At 50.8% G+C, this 18,383-nt stretch carries 8 protein-coding genes; all 8 read left to right on the forward strand.

From position 1 onward, the window contains the following. Positions 1-77: 77 nt before the first annotated feature. The 8 genes from QZ310_RS04920 to QZ310_RS04955 all read left to right on the forward strand — a co-directional run bounded on the left by QZ310_RS04920 (position 78) and on the right by QZ310_RS04955 (position 18,383). The gene (locus QZ310_RS04920) at positions 78-3,365 is read left to right on the forward strand and encodes a TonB-dependent receptor (protein WP_297070992.1); all 3,288 of its coding nucleotides are present in this window, start codon (positions 78-80) and stop codon (positions 3,363-3,365) included. A gap of 22 nt (positions 3,366-3,387) precedes the next feature. Then, the gene (locus QZ310_RS04925; protein WP_297070995.1) at positions 3,388-5,280 is read left to right on the forward strand and encodes a RagB/SusD family nutrient uptake outer membrane protein; all 1,893 of its coding nucleotides are present in this window, start codon (positions 3,388-3,390) and stop codon (positions 5,278-5,280) included. 24 nt (positions 5,281-5,304) lie between these two features. Next, complete coding sequence (locus QZ310_RS04930) at positions 5,305-8,112, forward strand: SusC/RagA family TonB-linked outer membrane protein (RefSeq protein ID WP_297070997.1); 2,808 nt, start codon at positions 5,305-5,307, stop codon at positions 8,110-8,112. 14 nt (positions 8,113-8,126) lie between these two features. Continuing rightward, positions 8,127-9,989: a RagB/SusD family nutrient uptake outer membrane protein gene (locus QZ310_RS04935; protein WP_297070999.1), complete on the forward strand. Its 1,863-nt coding sequence runs from the start codon at positions 8,127-8,129 to the stop codon at positions 9,987-9,989. Between the two features lie 235 nt (positions 9,990-10,224). Beyond that, positions 10,225-11,385 carry a hypothetical protein gene (locus QZ310_RS04940; RefSeq protein WP_297071001.1) on the forward strand — a complete coding sequence of 387 codons (1,161 nt, stop codon included), beginning with the start codon at positions 10,225-10,227 and terminating at the stop codon, positions 11,383-11,385. Between the two features lie 197 nt (positions 11,386-11,582). Further along, entirely contained in the window at positions 11,583-14,318 is a 2,736-nt protein-coding gene (locus QZ310_RS04945) for a beta-galactosidase (protein WP_297071003.1), read from the forward strand. A gap of 115 nt (positions 14,319-14,433) precedes the next feature. Next, a complete protein-coding gene (locus QZ310_RS04950; RefSeq protein ID WP_297071005.1) occupies positions 14,434-16,314 on the forward strand; it encodes a phosphodiester glycosidase family protein in 1,881 nt (626 codons plus the stop codon). 608 nt (positions 16,315-16,922) lie between these two features. Next, on the forward strand, positions 16,923-18,383 hold the full coding sequence (locus tag QZ310_RS04955) for an ATP-binding protein (protein ID WP_297071007.1): 1,461 nt from the start codon (positions 16,923-16,925) through the stop codon (positions 18,381-18,383).

Consider the following 18,383-nt stretch of genomic DNA (forward strand, 5'->3'; position numbering starts at 1 on the left):
AAATAAAGTTGAAACTACAAGAAAAGCATGTCAATCATGTAGGTATTAACTTTGCGTACCAACTTAATTAACCAATCATGACCTACCATCAAAAACACTTCATTGCGATTTGCATGGCAATGCTGCTTTGGCTGGTTTCCATTCCGGCCGTATGGGGAGCCGACATTCCCATAGTCACCGGCACAGTAGTAGATGGAGACGGTGAGCCTATCATCGGCGCCACAGTCCAAGAATTGAACACCCAGAACGGAACCATCACCAATATTGACGGTGAGTTCTCGTTGAAACTCTCGACGAAAAACCCGGTCTTGGAAATCACCTATATCGGTTACAAGGCCGTGAAGATTCCCGTGACAAGCACTCCTATCAATGTGGTCATGCAGACTGAGACCACCGATCTCGATGAGGTCGTCGTCGTGGCCTACGGTCAGCAGAAAAAAGTGACTGTCACAGGTTCGGTCGCAGCCGTCGGTTCGGCTGAAATCAAGAAGTCGTCTGAGCCTAACCTTGCAGCCGCTCTTTCCGGCAAGCTCCCCGGCCTGACCACCATGCAGCAGAGCGGTGCTCCGGGTGAGGATGATGTGAAAATGTTCCTCCGCGGTGCAGCCACTACCAACGGTACATCTCCCCTTATCCTTGTCGATGGTATCCCCCGCACTTCCATGAGCGAAATCGACCCGAACGAAGTCCAGTCCATCAGTGTCCTCAAGGATGCTTCATCGACTGCCGTGTTCGGTGTGCGCGGTGCCAACGGTGTCATCCTCATCACCACCCGCCGAGGTGAGGAGGGCAAGGTGAATGTCCACGGTCAGGTGACCTACTCGATGCAGAAGTTCAACTATTGGCCCGAAGGCCGTCATTCCTACGATTTCGTCCGCATGGCGAATGAAGCGGCTCTCAACGATGGCGGTGTCCCGAAATACACCGACGCGCAGGTGGCTCTCTATGACCTCTGGAAGACCGGAGGCTCGGATGATCCCGCCATACGCTACTGGTATCCCGACACGGACTGGGGTGATATATATCTGAAGGACCACTCAAACATGGTTCAGGCCAACGTGAACCTTTCGGGCGGTTCGAAGAAACTGAAATACTTCGCCAGCGCCGGTTATGTCTATCAAGGTGGTATGTATAAGACAGAATCCAAGGATGTGCTCGGCTATGACCCACAGTCAAAGATGAACCGCTACAACATCCGCACCAACCTCGACTATAATTTCAACAACTGGATCAGCGCCTCGCTCGATGTCAGCTCATCCATCAAGAAAACCAATCAGGCAGCCGCCAACATGGCCGGTGCCGATACATCCGGTCTGCGTTGGGCAGCCCTTACCTCCAAACCGACCGTCCCCGGTCCTCTCACAATCGCCGGCAACGAATCGAACGGATTCGTTGTGTCGGAAGGTGTCCGTGACGACGGGTCACTTGCACTCCACTATGTGAAGGGTGGGCGCGTTGTGCAGGACAATGAGCTTTCACTCGCCCAGTCGGCCTACGGTCAGTTGAACCGTTCGGGCTACAAACTTCTCGTCGAAGCCTCGGCCAACGCCATCGCGTCGCTCAATTTCAACCTTGACCGTGTGACCAAGGGTCTTTCCGCAAGAGGTGTCATCTCCTTCGAGACATACGCCCAGCAGCTCACGATGGGCAGCAAGGATTTCTCCGGTTACCGCTACGACCTCAATCCCGGTAGTTACGACCATCCCGTCTTCACTATGGAGGGCAACTCCGAGGACGACGGTCAGCTCGCACTCTCGCGTGCCGACGTCAGCCGCTGGTTCATGAACGTGCAGGCACAGGTCAACTACAACCGCACATTTAATGATGTCCACAACGTGACCGGTATGGCTCTCTTCCAGCGCGACGAGAAAGAAAACATCCTCGGTTCCATACCTTATAAGATGATCGGTCTCGCCGGACGTTTCACTTACGCCTACGATTCGCGTTACCTCGCCGAAGTCAACATCGGCTACAACGGTTCCGAGCAGTTCGCTCCCGGCCACCGCTTCGGTTTCTTCCCGGCATTCTCTGTGGGTTGGGTGATGTCAAATGAAAAATTCATGCGTCCCCTTGCCGAAAACGGCTGGCTTGACAAGCTTAAATTCCGCGTTTCAGTCGGTAAGGTCGGTAACGACGAACTTTATGCCGGAGCCGATGAAGCCCTCCGTCAGAAACATCGTTTCCTCTATCTCGACAACAATTCCAAGGTCCCGTTCATCTATCACGCTCAGGATGCCATCATGATTCCCGGTTCGCTTACAAGTGCCGGCGATGGAACAGGTGTGATTTACGAAAGCCTTATCGGTAACCCCGACATCCATTGGGAGACCGCATGGAAGCAGAATTATGCAGTTGACCTAACACTCTTCCGCAGCCTTGATGTCACATTTGACTGGTTCTATGAGAAGCGTTCCGACATTCTGATTTCCCGCAACACGATTCCGAGCCTCGGAGGTCTGACCACTACCCAGCTCCCGCGTTCAAACTTCGGAAAGGTGAAGAACACAGGTTATGAAATCTCTGCACGCTATAACTATTCGGTCAACCGGAATCTCGATTTCTTCCTCACAGGCAACTTCTCCTACGCCAAGAATACCGTCATTAATGCGGATGAGGTCTATCTCGGTGATGACTACGCCTATCCCTACCGCACCGAAGGTTTCAGCATCGGTCAGCAGTTCGGCTACCTCATTGACCGCAGCGTCAACCCCGAACTCGGTCTTGACGGAACCGGTTTCTTTAACTCTGACGAGCAGATTGCCCTCCGTGGCCTTGAATATTCAGGCATCCAGCCCAAACGCGGCGACTTCGTCTACAAGGACCTCAACAATGACGGTATCATTGACCAGAAGGACATCGCGCCCATCGGTTACTCAAGCCTTCTCCCCCGTATCTCCTACGGTCTGACCCTCGGTGGCAACGCCTACGGTTTCGATTTCTCGGTGATGCTCCAGGGAGTCGGGAAATATACCCGCTACTTCGGCAGTCAGGTGATGTATGAAGGTTTCGGAACAGTCTTCTTCTCCGATATGTGTGACAACCGTTGGAGCGACGAGCGCTATGCAGCCGGTGCGACCATCACACATCCGCGCCTCTCACTCGTGGAGACATCAAGCCATACCGCGAATGACTACTACACGATGGACGCATCCTACATCCGTCTGAAAAACCTCACTGTCGGCTACACTCTTCCCCAGAAGTTGACAAAGAAGATCGGCATGAACAATGTCCGCATCTACATGAGCGCCGACAACCTCCACACCTGGAACAAGCTCCACACCAAGATGATTGACCCCGAGCAGAGCGGCTTCTCTTCCTATCCCCTCATGAAGACCTACACGGCCGGTGTCACAATAGACCTCTAACCAATCAACATCCGTTCAGATCATGAAAAAACATTTTATAAATATATTTTTGGCTGTCTCGGCTGTCTGCGGCTCGGGTCTGGCACTCTCATCATGTCAGGACGACCTTGACGTGACTCCTGACGGCCGCATGACTCTCGAAGTCGTGTTCTCGACACCTGAGAACACCAAGGACTATTTCGCTTCCGCATGGTCTCACATCCCGCAGAAGATGTTCATGTACTACTTCTTTGACAACTTCCTGATTGACATGGCCGACGAGGGATGGTCAACCGCAGAGTATCAGCCTCTCATCATTTCCGACATCTATGCCGGCAACTGCAACTCGACGAAACACCGTTTCGAGTGGGATGATACCGGTCAAGGCAAATGGGACGGCGGTTATTGGGTACGTTACTGGGCCATGATCCGCATTCTCAACAACTGTCTCAACTATTTCCCCACCGCAGCTTTTGAAAGCGAGTCGGAGCGTGAGCTCTGCACGGCTGAGGCCCGTGTGCTCCGTGCATTCTATTATCTCCAGCTCGTGAAGTTCTACGGCGGTCTCCCCATCATCACTGATGCGCTCAACGTCACCTCATCCTACGCAGGGATGGAACGCAAAGCGGCCTGGGAAGTTCTCCAGCATATAGTGAGCGAGTGCGAGTCTGTCCTTGACAGTCCCAACCTTCCCTGGTCCATCACCGCCGTGCAGCAGAAAAACCGCATGACAAAGGGCATTGCCTGTGCCATCATCTCCCAGGCGTCGCTCTTCGCCGCAAGTCCACTTTTCTGTGGAGGTGAGGACCTCTGGCAGTATGCCTACGATAAGAATAAAAAGGCATTTGACCTTCTCATTGCAAACGGCTATGAACTTTACGAACACCTCGTCGACAGCAAGGCTTATCAGAATGCCTATCAGGAATACTTCGCCTCGCGCAGCTATGCAGGATCAAAGTCAGATGATAAGGAAACCATCTGGGGCAGCCCCCTCAACTGGGGTGTGAACCATTCGACCATCAACGGTGTGCCCATCTTTGCAGTCGAGACCCACCAGGCCGGATGTATTCCCACTCAGGAGCTCGTCGATGCCTACGATATGCTTGCTACGGGTGAGCCAATCTACAATCTTGCCAATCCCTACGTTGACGAGAAGCACTCAGACATCAATCTCAACGCCAAGTCGGGCTATGATCCTGAGAACCCCTACGTCGGCCGTGACCCACGTTTCTACGCTTCTGTTATCTACAACGGATCAAAACTCAACACCGGTGTCCTCAACAAGACTGTCGAGACCTGGAACAACGAGACATCCTGGGACGGCAAGGAGAGCGGATATGCTTCCGGCAGTGGTAATGCCAAAATCGACATCACCTCGCAGCGCTACACCCGCACCGGCTACTACAACAACAAATATCATACCTATAAGGTGACCCCTGGTCAGATGAAGGACGAGGGCAACTGGAAATACTACCGCCTTGGCGAAATCTACCTCAATCTTGCCGAATGTGCGGCTGAGACAGGTAAGATCAGCGAAGCCATGAGCCTTGTCAACGACATCCGTCACCGCGCAGGATTTGCCGCCGCTGTCGATAAGTCGGCCTCCGGCAAGGATGATGCACGCCTCATTGTCCACCATGAGCGTCAGGTGGAACTTGCCTTTGAGGAACACCGTTACTTCGACTGCCGTCGCTGGGGTACAACCAACGAGGACATCAAGGAGGAACGCTACAATACAGGCATGTGGATTCATAAAAACGGTTCCAAGTATGTCTACGTCCGCTTCCCGCTCGGAAAGGAACAGGGCAACGGCCTCAGCAAATATTCCTCAGCCGCGAAATACCGTCTGGTCCCGATTCCATTGAAAGAAGCGAGCACTCTCGGTTCGCTCACCGGCTTCGGTGCTGACTATTGGCAAAACCCCGGTTGGGAATAATCCTCACCACAAACCTAAACTATCATGATTCACAAGAAAAGCATAATTCCGATATTTCTGGTATCTGCCTCGCTGACAGCCATGGCAGCTACCGCGCCTGACTCCATCCCGTACGGTCAGCAGGACCTTCAGGCAGCATTCGGCTATCTTGACACCCGCGACAGCTACACAGGTGCGCAGTCGTCCGTCAAAGCCGATAAAATTGACAAATGGCAGGGAACATCGCTTGAAAGCGCCATCCGTGGCAAACTTTCGGGTTGGTACAACGGTGTCATCCGTGGTCAAAGTTCCCCCTACGCCACCGACGCTCTTCTCGTTCTTGACGGCATTCCGATGCCTTTCATGGCAATAGCTGACCTTGACCCGACAACAGTCGAAGAGGTCACCATCCTCAAGGATGCGGCTGCAAAGGCCCTCTATGGTCCCCAGGGTGCCCAAGGTGTCATCCTCGTCACCACCAAGCACGGTGAGAACAACTCTATGAAGGTCAGAATATCGGCTAATGTCGGTGTCGAGAAGGCTACCCGCAACCCCGACATGCTCAATGCCTACGGGCAGGCCCTCCTTCGCAACACCGCTCTCAACAACGACGGTCTTGCATCGAAATTCTCCACGGCCGAACTCGCTGCCTTCAGGGACGGCACCGGTACGGACAATGACTGGCGCGACATGTATATGGACAATATGCTCTTCCAGAAATACAATGTTCAGGTCGGTGCAGGTTCCGAAAAGGTCCGCTTCTATATTAACGTGGGTTTCGCCCGCGAATCGGGAAAGTACAACACTTCGTATGACGACAAGTACAATCCTTCGGACTATACCAACCGCTTCACCGTTGTCTCCAACCTTGACGTTGATCTCACCCCCTGGATGCGCGCTTTCGCCAATACCAACATCGGTGTTCGCCGTGTGAATGCAGCCTATCTCGGAGCAGCCGAGATTTATAAGCTGATGTACACCACTCCCAATTGGGTTGAGGACGGTGTGCTCCCCGACGGAAGCGTAATTACCAATGAAGGCTATGCAAATCCTCTCCGTGGTGCCATCAACTATTCCGGTGTGAACCAGATGACCCGCACTGATCTTGCAGCCAATATCGGTTTTGACATCAAGCTCGATTTTCTGACAAAGGGTCTCTCCTTTAAGGGAATTTTCGGCTACAGTTCAATCTACAACGGCATCCGTGGCGGTACGCATGACTACAGCCGCGTTGTCTTCAACGAAAACACCCAGACCTACGCTCCGTGGGGATCGAATGTAGAGACACCTCTCTCATGGGCCAAGGGTACGACCACCAATTATTATATGGACATCCAGGCCATGCTCAACTACAGTCGTATCTTCGGTGATGATCATCTTGTGGAAGCCCTCCTCTACTACACTTCCGAGGACTACCGCGGCGATGCTACGAAATGGTATCAGTATGCCTTCCTTCTCCCTTCCAACCGCATCGAGCTTGCCGGTGAGGTGAAATATGGATTCAAGAACCGCTACTTCCTCCAGTTTGATTTCAATCATTCCGGTTCGGAGATGATGGCCGAGGGCCACCAGTTCCATTTCTCACCCACAGTATCCGCTTCGTGGGTTCCATCTGAGGAAAGCTGGTTCAAGAACGACATTGTCACCTATCTGAAACTCCGCGCATCCTACGGCGCTCTCTACTATGACTCACTCCGCGATCAGGATTCCCGCTACTTATATAATAATGTGTATCGCGCAGGTGTCGGTGGCATCTCAGGTATCTACACCGGTTATGGGGTGACCAATCTCCGCCGTGGCAATCCTGCAATCGGCTGGGAGAAATCAAAGCAGCAGAACTATGGTTTCGATCTCGGTTTCTGGGATAAGTTCCACATCAATTTCGACTATTGGCGCACCAATCAGGAAGGTGTGCTCCTCCAGTCGGAGCTTACCCCGACATTGGGTGGCATCACCTCCTCCAACCGTGCCTTCACCAATTCAGGTGAGATTTTCAACCACGGTATTGACCTCGGTTTGACCTATAGCACCGTACTCCCCTGCGGCCTCGGCATCAGCGCTTCCGGCCAAATGGGATGGAACAAAAACCATTGGGTATCGGCAAGCGAACTTTCATACGCCGATGCCGGCTATGCCTATCCTTATCGCAAGACCGGCTATAGCATCGGACAGGAATGGGGCTACCTCATTGACAATTCCAACGGTTCTATCTTCTACAATTCTCAGGCTGAGATTGACAATTCAAACCTTCGCTACACCGGCAAGCAGCCGCGTCCCGGTGATCTCAAATTCAAGGACCTTAACAAAGACGGCGTGATTGACGAGGGTGACTATGCTCCCCTTTCCGGTGTCTATGACATGCCCCGCGTTGAATACGGTGCATCCGTGCAGCTCGACTACAAAGGTTTCGACCTTTTCCTTGACTTCGTTGGCGAAGGTGGCCGCTCGGCACTCTTCAACAAGAGTGTGGGTGTGGCCGAATATGTCGACGGTATCACAACCGAAGGTGTCTATATGCCTCTCCACAACAGTGCATGGACCGCCGAACGCTATGCCGATGGCAAGTCAATCAATTATCCCGCTCTCTCATCGTCAGCATCATCAAGCCTGCAGGCAAATGCCTTCTACGCTTCGAAGATTGACTATCTCCGTCTGCGCAACGTGACTCTCGGTTACTCACTCCCCGACAAAATCGTTTCGCGAATGGGCATGTCCAAACTCCGTTTCTATGTCACCGGCCAGAATCTCCTGACATGGGACAACATGAAGTTTGACGGTCTTGACCCCGAGGTCGACCAGATTTATTCCAAAATCTACCGTTCCTTTAACTTCGGTCTTAACATTAACTTCTAATCAGACCTAAACCAATGAAACACTATATCAGGACCATCATACCCTTTGCCGCTCTTGCGGTGGCAATGGCCTCATGTACAGAAATCACCGACTATCCTGACGGTTCGATTCCTTTCGATGAGATTTTCCAGAGCGAGATCCAGACCGCCGGATGGCTCAACAACTGCTATGTCCCCATGACAAGCGCTTCCTTCGGCTCGGCCTACGGTTCCAACAAGTCTTTCCTTGATGCCGCTACGGACAATGCCCAGGATGTCGACGACGTGGAGGGTGGAGCAATGGCGCAGTGGAACAACGGTCTTGCGACCATATCCAACAATCCTCTCACCGCACTCGACAAGTGGGAGAAATACTATGAGGGTATCGCCAACTGCAACATCCTCATCCATAACATCGACAACGCCTATATCCTTGAGGACGGAAACCGTCAGCGTTACCGTGCCGAGGCCTACGGTCTCCGTGCCTACTATTACCTCCAGCTCGCCAAGATTTATGGCGGTGTGCCCCTGATTCTTGACCAGAAGGATGATTCGGACTACGACTATTCGAAGGTGCGTCCCGCCACATTCTCCGAAGTCGTGCGTCAGATTCTCGCCGATTGTCAGGAGGTTTTGGACTGTGAATATGTCGACTGGCGTTCCGGTTCATCCGACAGCGACCTCATGCGTATCAACAAGGCTATCGCAAGTGCCATCATGTCGGAAGCCGCACTCTATGCCGCCTCCCCGCTCAACAACGACGGTACCATCACCTGGACGGAGGCTGCTGAAATCTGCAAGAAATCCCTTGACGATTGTGTGAAAAACGGCTATGCGCTTTTCACAACCGGTCCGACCATGGCCAACAACGATAACTTGATTTCAAACTGTGCCTACGACTTTTTCTTCCAGAAGAAACCCGACGTGAACGGCAACAATGAAAAGGAGACAATCCTTGGCATCTCGCAGTGCAACGTATGGCAGTATAACACCGCACCGCTCGTCTCCGGTCAGGTCCGTGCGGGCTCATGCCCCTCGCAGGAGCTTATCGACTCCTACGAGACCACTGATGGCAAACTCCCGATTCTCGGATATTCGGATGCAGCCCATCTGCAGCCCATCATCAATCCGGAAGCCACTCTCTATGATGAGGCCAACCCTTACGCCAACCGTGACCCGCGTCTGAAATCAACCGTCTACTACAACGGTGCTCCTGCCCATCAGCTTGCAACCCGTCCCAATCCCACAATCTATACGGGCGAGGGTTCGAAATACAATGCCTCGATGTCCAATATCCTCTACACCCGCACCGGATATTATCTCCACAAGTATTTCAACATCACTTCATCGCGCACCGCCAACATGGACGGTTATTACCGTGTGTTCCGTCTCGCAGAGCTTTACCTCAACTATGCCGAGGCTGCCAATGAAGCTGCCGCCGGGACAGTTCCCAACGAAGCGGTCGATGCTGTCAACAAGGTGCGCACCCGTGTCAAGATGCCTTCGCTCCCCTACGGTATGAGCTGCGATGACTTCCGCGTCCGTGTCCGCAACGAACGCCGTGTCGAGCTTGCTTTCGAGGACCATCGCTTCTTCGATGTGCGCCGTTGGAAGATTCTTGACAAGACCGCTACTGTCACAGGTATGCGTCCCGTCGGGGAGACCGTCATGAAAGTCGCGCTTGGCAGCGACCTTGATTATGACCGTGACGAAAACGGCAACCTTGTTCCTGATGAGGAAAACGGTATCGAGTACCGCACCTGTACGGGCTATCAGCGCTACGCCGTGGGCACCCGTTCGGCTGTCACCGATAAATTCCTCCGTTGTCCCGTTCCGGGTAAGGAGGCTACTGCTCTGCAGCTTGCCACCGGCTTGAAATTCCAGAATCCCGGTTGGTGATCGACAGATTTCCAATCAATATATGCACCGCTCCACTTTTTTGACGGAAGGAACGTAAGGACATCGCAAGCAAAAGAATTTATTTCTTGTCATTTTTAATGCTTTCATGTTGAAACACCCTCTTAAAGTCATGTCCTTATGTGACTTCTGTCAAAAAATCTCCAGACCTAAACATTTACTTTAGTATCAATTCCACAAAAACCAAACAAACATTAACCTTAAAAACCAAGCTCTTATGAAACTTAGAACTTTACTACCGTGCGCCTTCTTAGCCGCCACTCTTTCGGCTTCGGCATCTTTCCCCCTTACATTCCGTGACGGTAACAATATGGCTCCCGACGGCGGTGGTCACATGGAATATGCTGTTGTTGACGGCACCAAGACCGACACTTACTATGGCGATCCTCTTTTCAATGAAGATGGCTCCATCACGCTCACAACTAACTCCGGTGCTACCGGTGGTGCAGCTTATTTCCGTACTGTAAAACTCACTGAGGAATGTCCTGCGGAATACACCGTACTTGCCTTTGAGTATAAGACAAACCGTCCCATCAACAATCTCGTTGTATGGAAGCATGAAATCGCCAACACCCATAATATCTTTGACGGTTCCATGATGACTGTGGCTGACGACTATCAGACTCTCTATGCACCTCTTGACCGTAATGAAGGCTGGGGTAAGGTAGGCCATTATTTCTGGATCAATACCAACGATCCGAACAAGTCAGAAGGCTGGCAACTGACCGTGAAAAATATCCGTCTTCTCTCACTTTCTGAAGCTGCCGCCGAGTGTGGTGAGGTAACCGGTGACATCACGGAAGATTTCACTTTGCCTAACACTGATTTCAACCGTGACATGGATACTGACATGGACGGAGGAACCTATATCTTCGTACGCACAGGTGATAACCCCATCCTCGCTACTTCACAGCTGATCAAGACTCTTCCCTCAACCGCAACTACTTTTGCGTTTGAATATAAGCTTACCGGTCATGATGTGACTCCCGCCGTTCATCTTTTCCAGGGTGGCCAGATTGCAAAGACTGTGAAACCTGCTACTCTTGTCGGTCTTGGAGAGGACGATCCTTATGAGGCAGAGTGGAAGACTGCTGAATTTGACCTTTCCGATCCTATCAAGGAAATCGGTTTTGCAACTGTCTTCGGCTCATTGGATTCAATGTGGTTCCAGTTCCTTGAAATGGATAAGGAAGATCAGATGATGTGGGTGAAAAATCCGCGTTGGGTCAATTCGTCTACTTCTGCTATCGAGGACATCACCGTAACTCCCGAGCGTCCTGCCGATGATCGTATTTTCAACATCATGGGTGTTGAGTGCAAGGCTCCTCTTGCCCCCGGTATCTATATCCAGAATGGCAAGAAGTTTATTGTAAAATAAATAGTCCCGTTTTAGGGTATGTTTACTTAAAAAGATTTCATACAGTTAAAAGTAAACATACTCTTAGAGCAGTAACATATACTGTCGATTCATTTCATCCATATCGGGCGGAGGAACGATAAGAACCTGTTTGTTCTTAGGTTCTTCTGCCCGATACTTTGTCCAACTGAATATTTCCAATACCCCCACTCACCCCCATGAAAATCACATCTATTTTAATGGCTCTTGTGGTCTCGTTTCCATTTATGGCCGTGGCGCAGGGCTATCCTATGCAAATTGCCGAAATTCCTTCAAATTCCGGTTTCTCCTCTGACTATGATGCCTCTAACTCTACCTGGACTCTGACATGCGAGAGAAACGATGGAGCCGCTTATATTCCGTTCTTTCGTATGAATGCCATTACAGAGGCGGTGCCTTCTCAGTACACGGCTCTGTGCTTCGAGTATCGCTCGACCAACGACATCAACAACATTGACATGATCATGTATAAGGTGTTCCTTGGTTCGGCTACGCGTACCTACACATTTGACAATACAATGTCGGCTACGGATGAGTGGAAAACATTCCGTGTGGATGTTTCAGCTCTGCGTACAGCCACCTCGACCCGTTTCCTCAACAAAGCCGGACAGTATCAGGACATCCGTTTTGCCGGACTTCCTGTCGGCGGTGCCATTCAGGTCCGCAACATCCGCTATGATGAAAATGAATTTCCTTTCAAGGAAATGAATCTTAATCCGGCCGGCGAGAACCTCATCGAAGCTGAGGATTTCAATATTGCCGCTGACAAGAAGGGCGGTCACTCAGTACGCAACAATCAGTTGCCCGAACTCAACACCTTCTATACTCATCCGACAGGAAAATACTTCCCTATATATGCATGGGGATCCGTTGATTTCAACGGCGGAATGGGGGATGAAGCTCCCGCCTTCCTCCAGAAGCAGTATCAGGAACTCTGGGACTGCGGTTTCACCATTACACAGGGAACTGCATGGCCCGGTGTGGACAACGCTTTCCTTTTTGACGGTCAGGAAATCAATGGTGTCAAAATCAACCTCCGCGAAGGCACCGAGCTTTCGATGATTTGCAAGGCCGGACTGAGCAACTACAATGAGGTCAAGTCCACAGTCACCGGAGCCCGCAAGTCGGACCGCCTCGGCGGATGGTTCATCATGGACGAACCGCACCGCAAGCATTTCCCGGAGATGACACAGAAGGTCAACTGGATCCGCGAGTTTGACACTGACCATATCCTCTACGGAAACCTGCTCAACATCAGCACCGACATGAATGCCATCGGCTTCACAAGCTATGACGAGTATGTCCACACATTCATGCGTGAGGTCGGCACAGGTTTCATCAGCTATGACTACTATCCCGTCCGTCAGTATGACGACTCTAAGGAAATCTATATCGAGCCTGATTTCTTCAACAATCTCGAAATCGTCTCGAAACTTGCCAAGTATTACAAGACCTCTTTCTGGGCATTCGCCCATTCGGTAGCATCCAACTGCGGTAAGGCCGGGGTTTCCTATCCTACCCCCGAGGAGGACCACATGCGTGTACAGATTTTCGGCAATCTCGCCTACGGTGCGCAGGGTGTGCAGTATTTCACTTATAAGTGTCCGAATCCCTACGGTGGTTACACCTATTATGATGCGCCCATTGATGTCAATGACCAGAAGACCCCCGTGTGGTACATGGTTCAGAACATCAACCGTGACATTCATGCGCTCACATGGGTGTTCCTCGGTGCCGAATTCCTCCGTGCCGGCCACACTAATGCCGAGACTCCGGTGGGATGTACCCGTCTGACAAAGGATATGCTCCCGGTGGGAATCAATTCTGTCACTTCTGATGGTCCCGGTGTCTGCGTTTCGATGCTCCGCAACGGGAAGAATCTTTTCATGATGGTTCTCAACGGTGACATCCACAAGACTCAGAATGTCACGATTCAGAAGGATGTGGCTGTGAAACGTGTGCTGATGGACGGAACAACCGAGACCGATGCCGCAGGTGAGAAGACCTACGAACTGACTCCGGGTCATTTCGTGCTCTATCTCGTCAGCGAGAATGAGCTTGAGACCGAGCCTGCAGAAGTGCCTTTCTATGAGATTTCCGATTACCGCGACGATGCTTCCGATGTCTTCATCACGGCTGACGCAAACGCTTCAGGCGGTCACTATGTCGCCGCAATGGGCGACCCCCGCTGGGACAGCTATTCGGCTATCATCCCGACCGATGGCAACCGCACTATCTCGCGCGAGCAGGCGATAGCCAACTGGGGTTCGGCGTTCAGCTATACAGTGACTGTTCCGACCGACATGAGGGTTGACATTTCTGTCAAGCATTCCGTGCCATGGAGCGAATACGGACGCGTAGCTGCAACAGGCGTCGCTCCCGGCTATCAGTACAGCATCGAGAATGACCCGACACTCAACTGGCCCAAGCAGTATGCTGCCTCGATGATTCTGTCGGTCGATGGCGAGGAGCAGACTCCTGCCGACCAGCCTCTGCGTCCCTCTGTGCCCTCGGTATTTGCCGAAGACGGTGCGGAATTTGATGCCATCCTTGCCGATAAGGACCGTTGGATTTCTACCAAGGAAGCCGATGGAAGCATCTCGAATGTGCTTTACTTCTGGCCAAAGGCCGGTGGCGACAACGAAGTGACCGCCGTCTACAATGAGGAGCCTGACTACCGTGGAATCCTCCTTACGGCAGGTACACATAAGCTCACGGTGACATCGCTCTGCTATCCCTGGCATTTCGACAATCTGCGCATAGCTCCTGAAGGTAGCCAGAGCGCCATCGACATCATTGGCGAGGATATGCGTGAGACCGACAACCGCATCTTCAACATCATGGGTGTGGAGTGCAGGGAACCTCTTGCCCCGGGCATCTATATCCGTAACGGAAAGAAATTTATCGTGAAGTAATAGCTGTCAAGACGAACGCACCGGAACGCGGGTCTTTTAGGATGAACCCTCGCTTCGGTGCGTTCATATTTGCAAACAATAATTATACTCAATCCAATAATATCATTGAGATAATATGAAGAAACTTACTGAATGTTGCGCTCTTGCGGTCATTGGACTCGCCTCGGCATTTTCGCCTTCGGCCAGTGCGGAGAACGTGATGATAGATGGAAAATCCTATCAGATGGACCGTCTGATAGAGCGTCAGATCGGACCGGGTACGACCTATCTTCGTCTGCGTCTTCCCGAGATTCCGCTCAACGTCAACATGGTCATAGCCGACCTTACCAATGAGCATGTCCGCATCGAGAATGCTGTCGCTAATGAGAGTGCCAAGGGTGTCGAGAAGATTGTCAATGCCGCCTCGCGCCTGTCGATCGCGGGCCATAAGGCCATTGCCGGACAGAATGCCAATTTCTGGGCTGTCACTTCGCAAAGCCCCGATGGAAAGCTCTTCTCCTCGCAGACACGCAATGCTTCCATCCGCAACGGCAAGATGGTGACTGAATGTAACATGGCCTCCGAAATGGCCTTCGGCGGCCCGGTGACCATAACCGGACTGATGGCTGTATCTCCCGAGAAGGAGGTCTATATTGACTATTGCCTCCCCTCGATGGTGATGCGTATCAACAACGGTATCGCTCTTTATACTGTCAGCCAGTGCAACAAGGGCGTGCATCCGGATGAAATCGGAATCTACAACAGTTTCTATGGCGCTAACCGTGCTTTCCAACCTATTTCTTCCGAGCGTGACGACAAAGGCTTCTATCAGCTTGCGTCGGGCGGCGACGCCGTAGAGGTGATTCTTGACCTGGTTGACGGTGAGCAGTGGATGGGGGGCCGTTTCATTGATTTCGAGGTCAAGGAAGTGCGTACGGATGCCGGGACCGGTACGTTGGGCAACCATGATCTGGCGATAGTCGGTCGAGGAAACGGCCGCGTAAAGCTTGCCAATGTAAAGGTCGGCGATAAAGTGTCGCTCAAGTATGCTTTCCAGTTCTCTCCCTCTTCATCACCGGTCTATCCTCTTGTAGAGACTGCCATCGGTGGAAATCTGTTGACGATGCACGATGGTGAGGTGTCGACGAAATGCAATGCGTCGGACTACGACAGTATGACTTATCCTCGGTCGCTCTACGGGACTTCCCCTGACCGCAAGACACTCTACATGATGGTCATTGATAAGTCGACCGATCCTGTCTATGGCAAGTCGGCGGGTATGAATACCGCCAAGGCTTCGCAGATTGCACGTCATTTCGGTTGTTCGGACATGATGCAGTGTGATGGTGGAGGTTCGGCCGAGCTTTATGTGACCGACAGGATTGTCAATAAGACGACTGAATCGACTCCGCGTGCCGTGGCGAACTGTCTGATGGTTTTCGATGATGCTCCCGCTGATTCTGAGGTCTCGCGGCTTGTGATTGAGAATCCCGATGAGGTCATCGTACTTCCCGTTAATGCGGCTTTCACCCCCGATATACTTGTCTATAATCAATACGGCTCCTTGCTCGAAGTGCTTACCGACGGCTATACACTTACTTGCTCTGAGGGATTGGGAACTGTCGACGGCAACATCTTCACGGCGGCTTCAACCCCTGTCTATGGTACTATCACTGCCACATATAAAGGGAAGAGCGTCACCCGTGAGGTGTCGGTCGGAGGTGCATATTCAGGCATTGGTGATATAGTTTCGGATTCATCGATCGGGATTCTCAAGGCAACTCCTTTGCGCGTTTCTGCCGGAGGGACTGTCACCATCGAAGGTGAATCCATGTCGATGATCGAGGTCTACAATACAGCCGGTCAGCTCATCTCACGCCACGATCTGAGTCAAGCTGCTTCCATCGGCTCGACCGGCATCATCTCTACCCTTACCGCCCCGACTATCCCCGGCCTCTATATCATTACCGCCATCTCCCCCAAAGGCCGTCTTTCAACCCACCTGATTGTGGTTTGATAAACTGAGAGGAAACCTCATGGATTGGAGTATACTCCATATCCATCGGCCTATTCACCGGCCTATCCTTTGGCGCAATCAAGCCACCCCTCTTACAACCCTCCCTCTTACATTCCGGTCTCTTACATTCCGGTTTGTTACATTCCGGTCTCTTACATTCCGGTCTGTTAAATTCTGGTCTCTTACATTCCGGTCTGTTAAATTCTGGTCTCCTAAATCTTGGTCTATCAGACGGCATCAAGCTTTCAAACAACAAACAGCCATAATAGTCATCCCATCCGTGTGTGAAAAATAATGCATACGGATGGGTTTGTTTTTTATCAACGATTTATCCCCCCGATTCCCGCGCAATTATATCTCCAATTCATGGGCAATTTATATCTCTACTTCCTACGCCACATATTGTTAATTCCTGCGCCACATATTGTTCGCATCGTTCGAGCTCAAATGCAGACCACTCTTTGATGAGACTATGGCTGTGTACTGCAGCTTTGAATCGTTGGAATGGATGCTACTCATGGTGGGTATTAAGTCAGGATGTTACTTTTAATTGCTATTTTTTCGTTCAAAAGTACTCATCTGTCGAATTTGTTTTATATCTTTGCCTCATGAAAAGCAAATCAAACCAATCATTCTTAAGCATTATAGGTCGTGACGCACCGATTGAGATTCTTTCGGATGCTATCGCTTCATCCCAATCCGAATTCATTGCCATATATGGCAGACGTAGGATAGGCAAAACATTTCTTGTGAAAGAATTCATGGGAAACAGTTACACATTCGCCTATACAGGTGTAGAAGATTATAATACCAAGCAGCAGTTGTCGGAATTTCACCGGACATTACTACGCTACGGGCTATCCAAATGCGGTAAACCTCAAAACTGGTTTGATGCTTTTGATATGCTTCGAACTCTTGTTGAATCTAAGAAAGGCTTCTCCCAAGTAGGAGGAAAGAAAGTAATCTTTATTGACGAGTTGCCTTGGATGGATGCGAGAGGTTCTGATTTTGTAAAGGCGCTGGGCCATTTTTGGAATGATTGGGCAGCATGGACTAAAGATATACTCCTAATAATCTGCGGAAGTGCAACTTCGTGGATGATAAAGAAGGTGTTCAGTAGTAAAGGTGGGCTGTATAATCGCGTAACCCGCCAGATTGAACTTACACCTTTTACATTAAACGAATGCGAAGAATTCTGCAATATTCACAAATTCAATTGGACCAGAAATCTTATTGCCGAGGCATATATGATTTTCGGGGGAGTACCATATTATTGGACATTGATAGACCCGGTAAAAAGTTTGTCTGCCAATATTGACTCACTGTTTTTTTCGGAAAAGGCACCCATGAAAATTGAATATCACGCGCTATTTAAATCCATGTTCAATTCTCCGGAAAGATATGAATCCATTGTGAAAACGCTCATGGGAAAGAAAGGAGGAATGACGGCTAAAGAGATATCTGAAAAATCCGGAATCGGGATGTCAGCAAAATTCACCGAGATACTTACCAATCTGAGATTATCTGGCTTTATCATAGAGATGGCACAACCGACAAAAAGGAAACGAGGAGTTTTATTTAAGTTAGCCGACAATTTCACCTTGTTTTATCATGACTTTGTTTTGAAAAAAAATGCCAAGGCCAACTATTGGAGCACACATCAGAACACTGGTGCCATAAACTCCTGGCGAGGTTTGGCTTTTGAGAGAGTATGTTACCGCCATATTTCTCAGATTCAAAAAGCACTTGGCATAGGGGGTGTTTATTGCGAATACTTTGCATGGAGTGTTCCCGAAAACGACTCATATCCGGCTATGCAGATTGACATGATAATCGACCGTGCTGACGGCATTGTCAATATCTGTGAAATGAAATTCACCAACAGTCCCTTTGCCATCACTCCATTCTATTTGGCTGAAATGAATCTTCGCAGAAGCCGTTATCAGCAGGATGTCGCTCCGAAGAAAGGAGTTCAGCTCACAATGGTGGCGTCTTCCGGGTTGGTGAGGAATCCTCAGTCATTGGAAATCAATTCGGTCATTACCCTTGATGATATATTCGAACCGTAA

This window comes from uncultured Duncaniella sp., from assembly GCF_910577345.1.
Classification (GTDB): Bacteria; Bacteroidota; Bacteroidia; order Bacteroidales; family Muribaculaceae; genus Duncaniella.

Coding starts and splice junctions, on each gene's coding strand:
- QZ310_RS04935 (WP_297070999.1), top strand. CDS start 8,127: ATGAAACACTATATCAGGACCATCATACCCTTTGCCGCTCTTGCGGTG.
- QZ310_RS04950 (WP_297071005.1), top strand. CDS start 14,434: ATGAAGAAACTTACTGAATGTTGCGCTCTTGCGGTCATTGGACTCGCC.
- QZ310_RS04920 (WP_297070992.1), top strand. CDS start 78: ATGACCTACCATCAAAAACACTTCATTGCGATTTGCATGGCAATGCTG.
- QZ310_RS04955 (WP_297071007.1), top strand. CDS start 16,923: ATGAAAAGCAAATCAAACCAATCATTCTTAAGCATTATAGGTCGTGAC.
- QZ310_RS04945 (WP_297071003.1), top strand. CDS start 11,583: ATGAAAATCACATCTATTTTAATGGCTCTTGTGGTCTCGTTTCCATTT.
- QZ310_RS04925 (WP_297070995.1), top strand. CDS start 3,388: ATGAAAAAACATTTTATAAATATATTTTTGGCTGTCTCGGCTGTCTGC.
- QZ310_RS04930 (WP_297070997.1), top strand. CDS start 5,305: ATGATTCACAAGAAAAGCATAATTCCGATATTTCTGGTATCTGCCTCG.
- QZ310_RS04940 (WP_297071001.1), top strand. CDS start 10,225: ATGAAACTTAGAACTTTACTACCGTGCGCCTTCTTAGCCGCCACTCTT.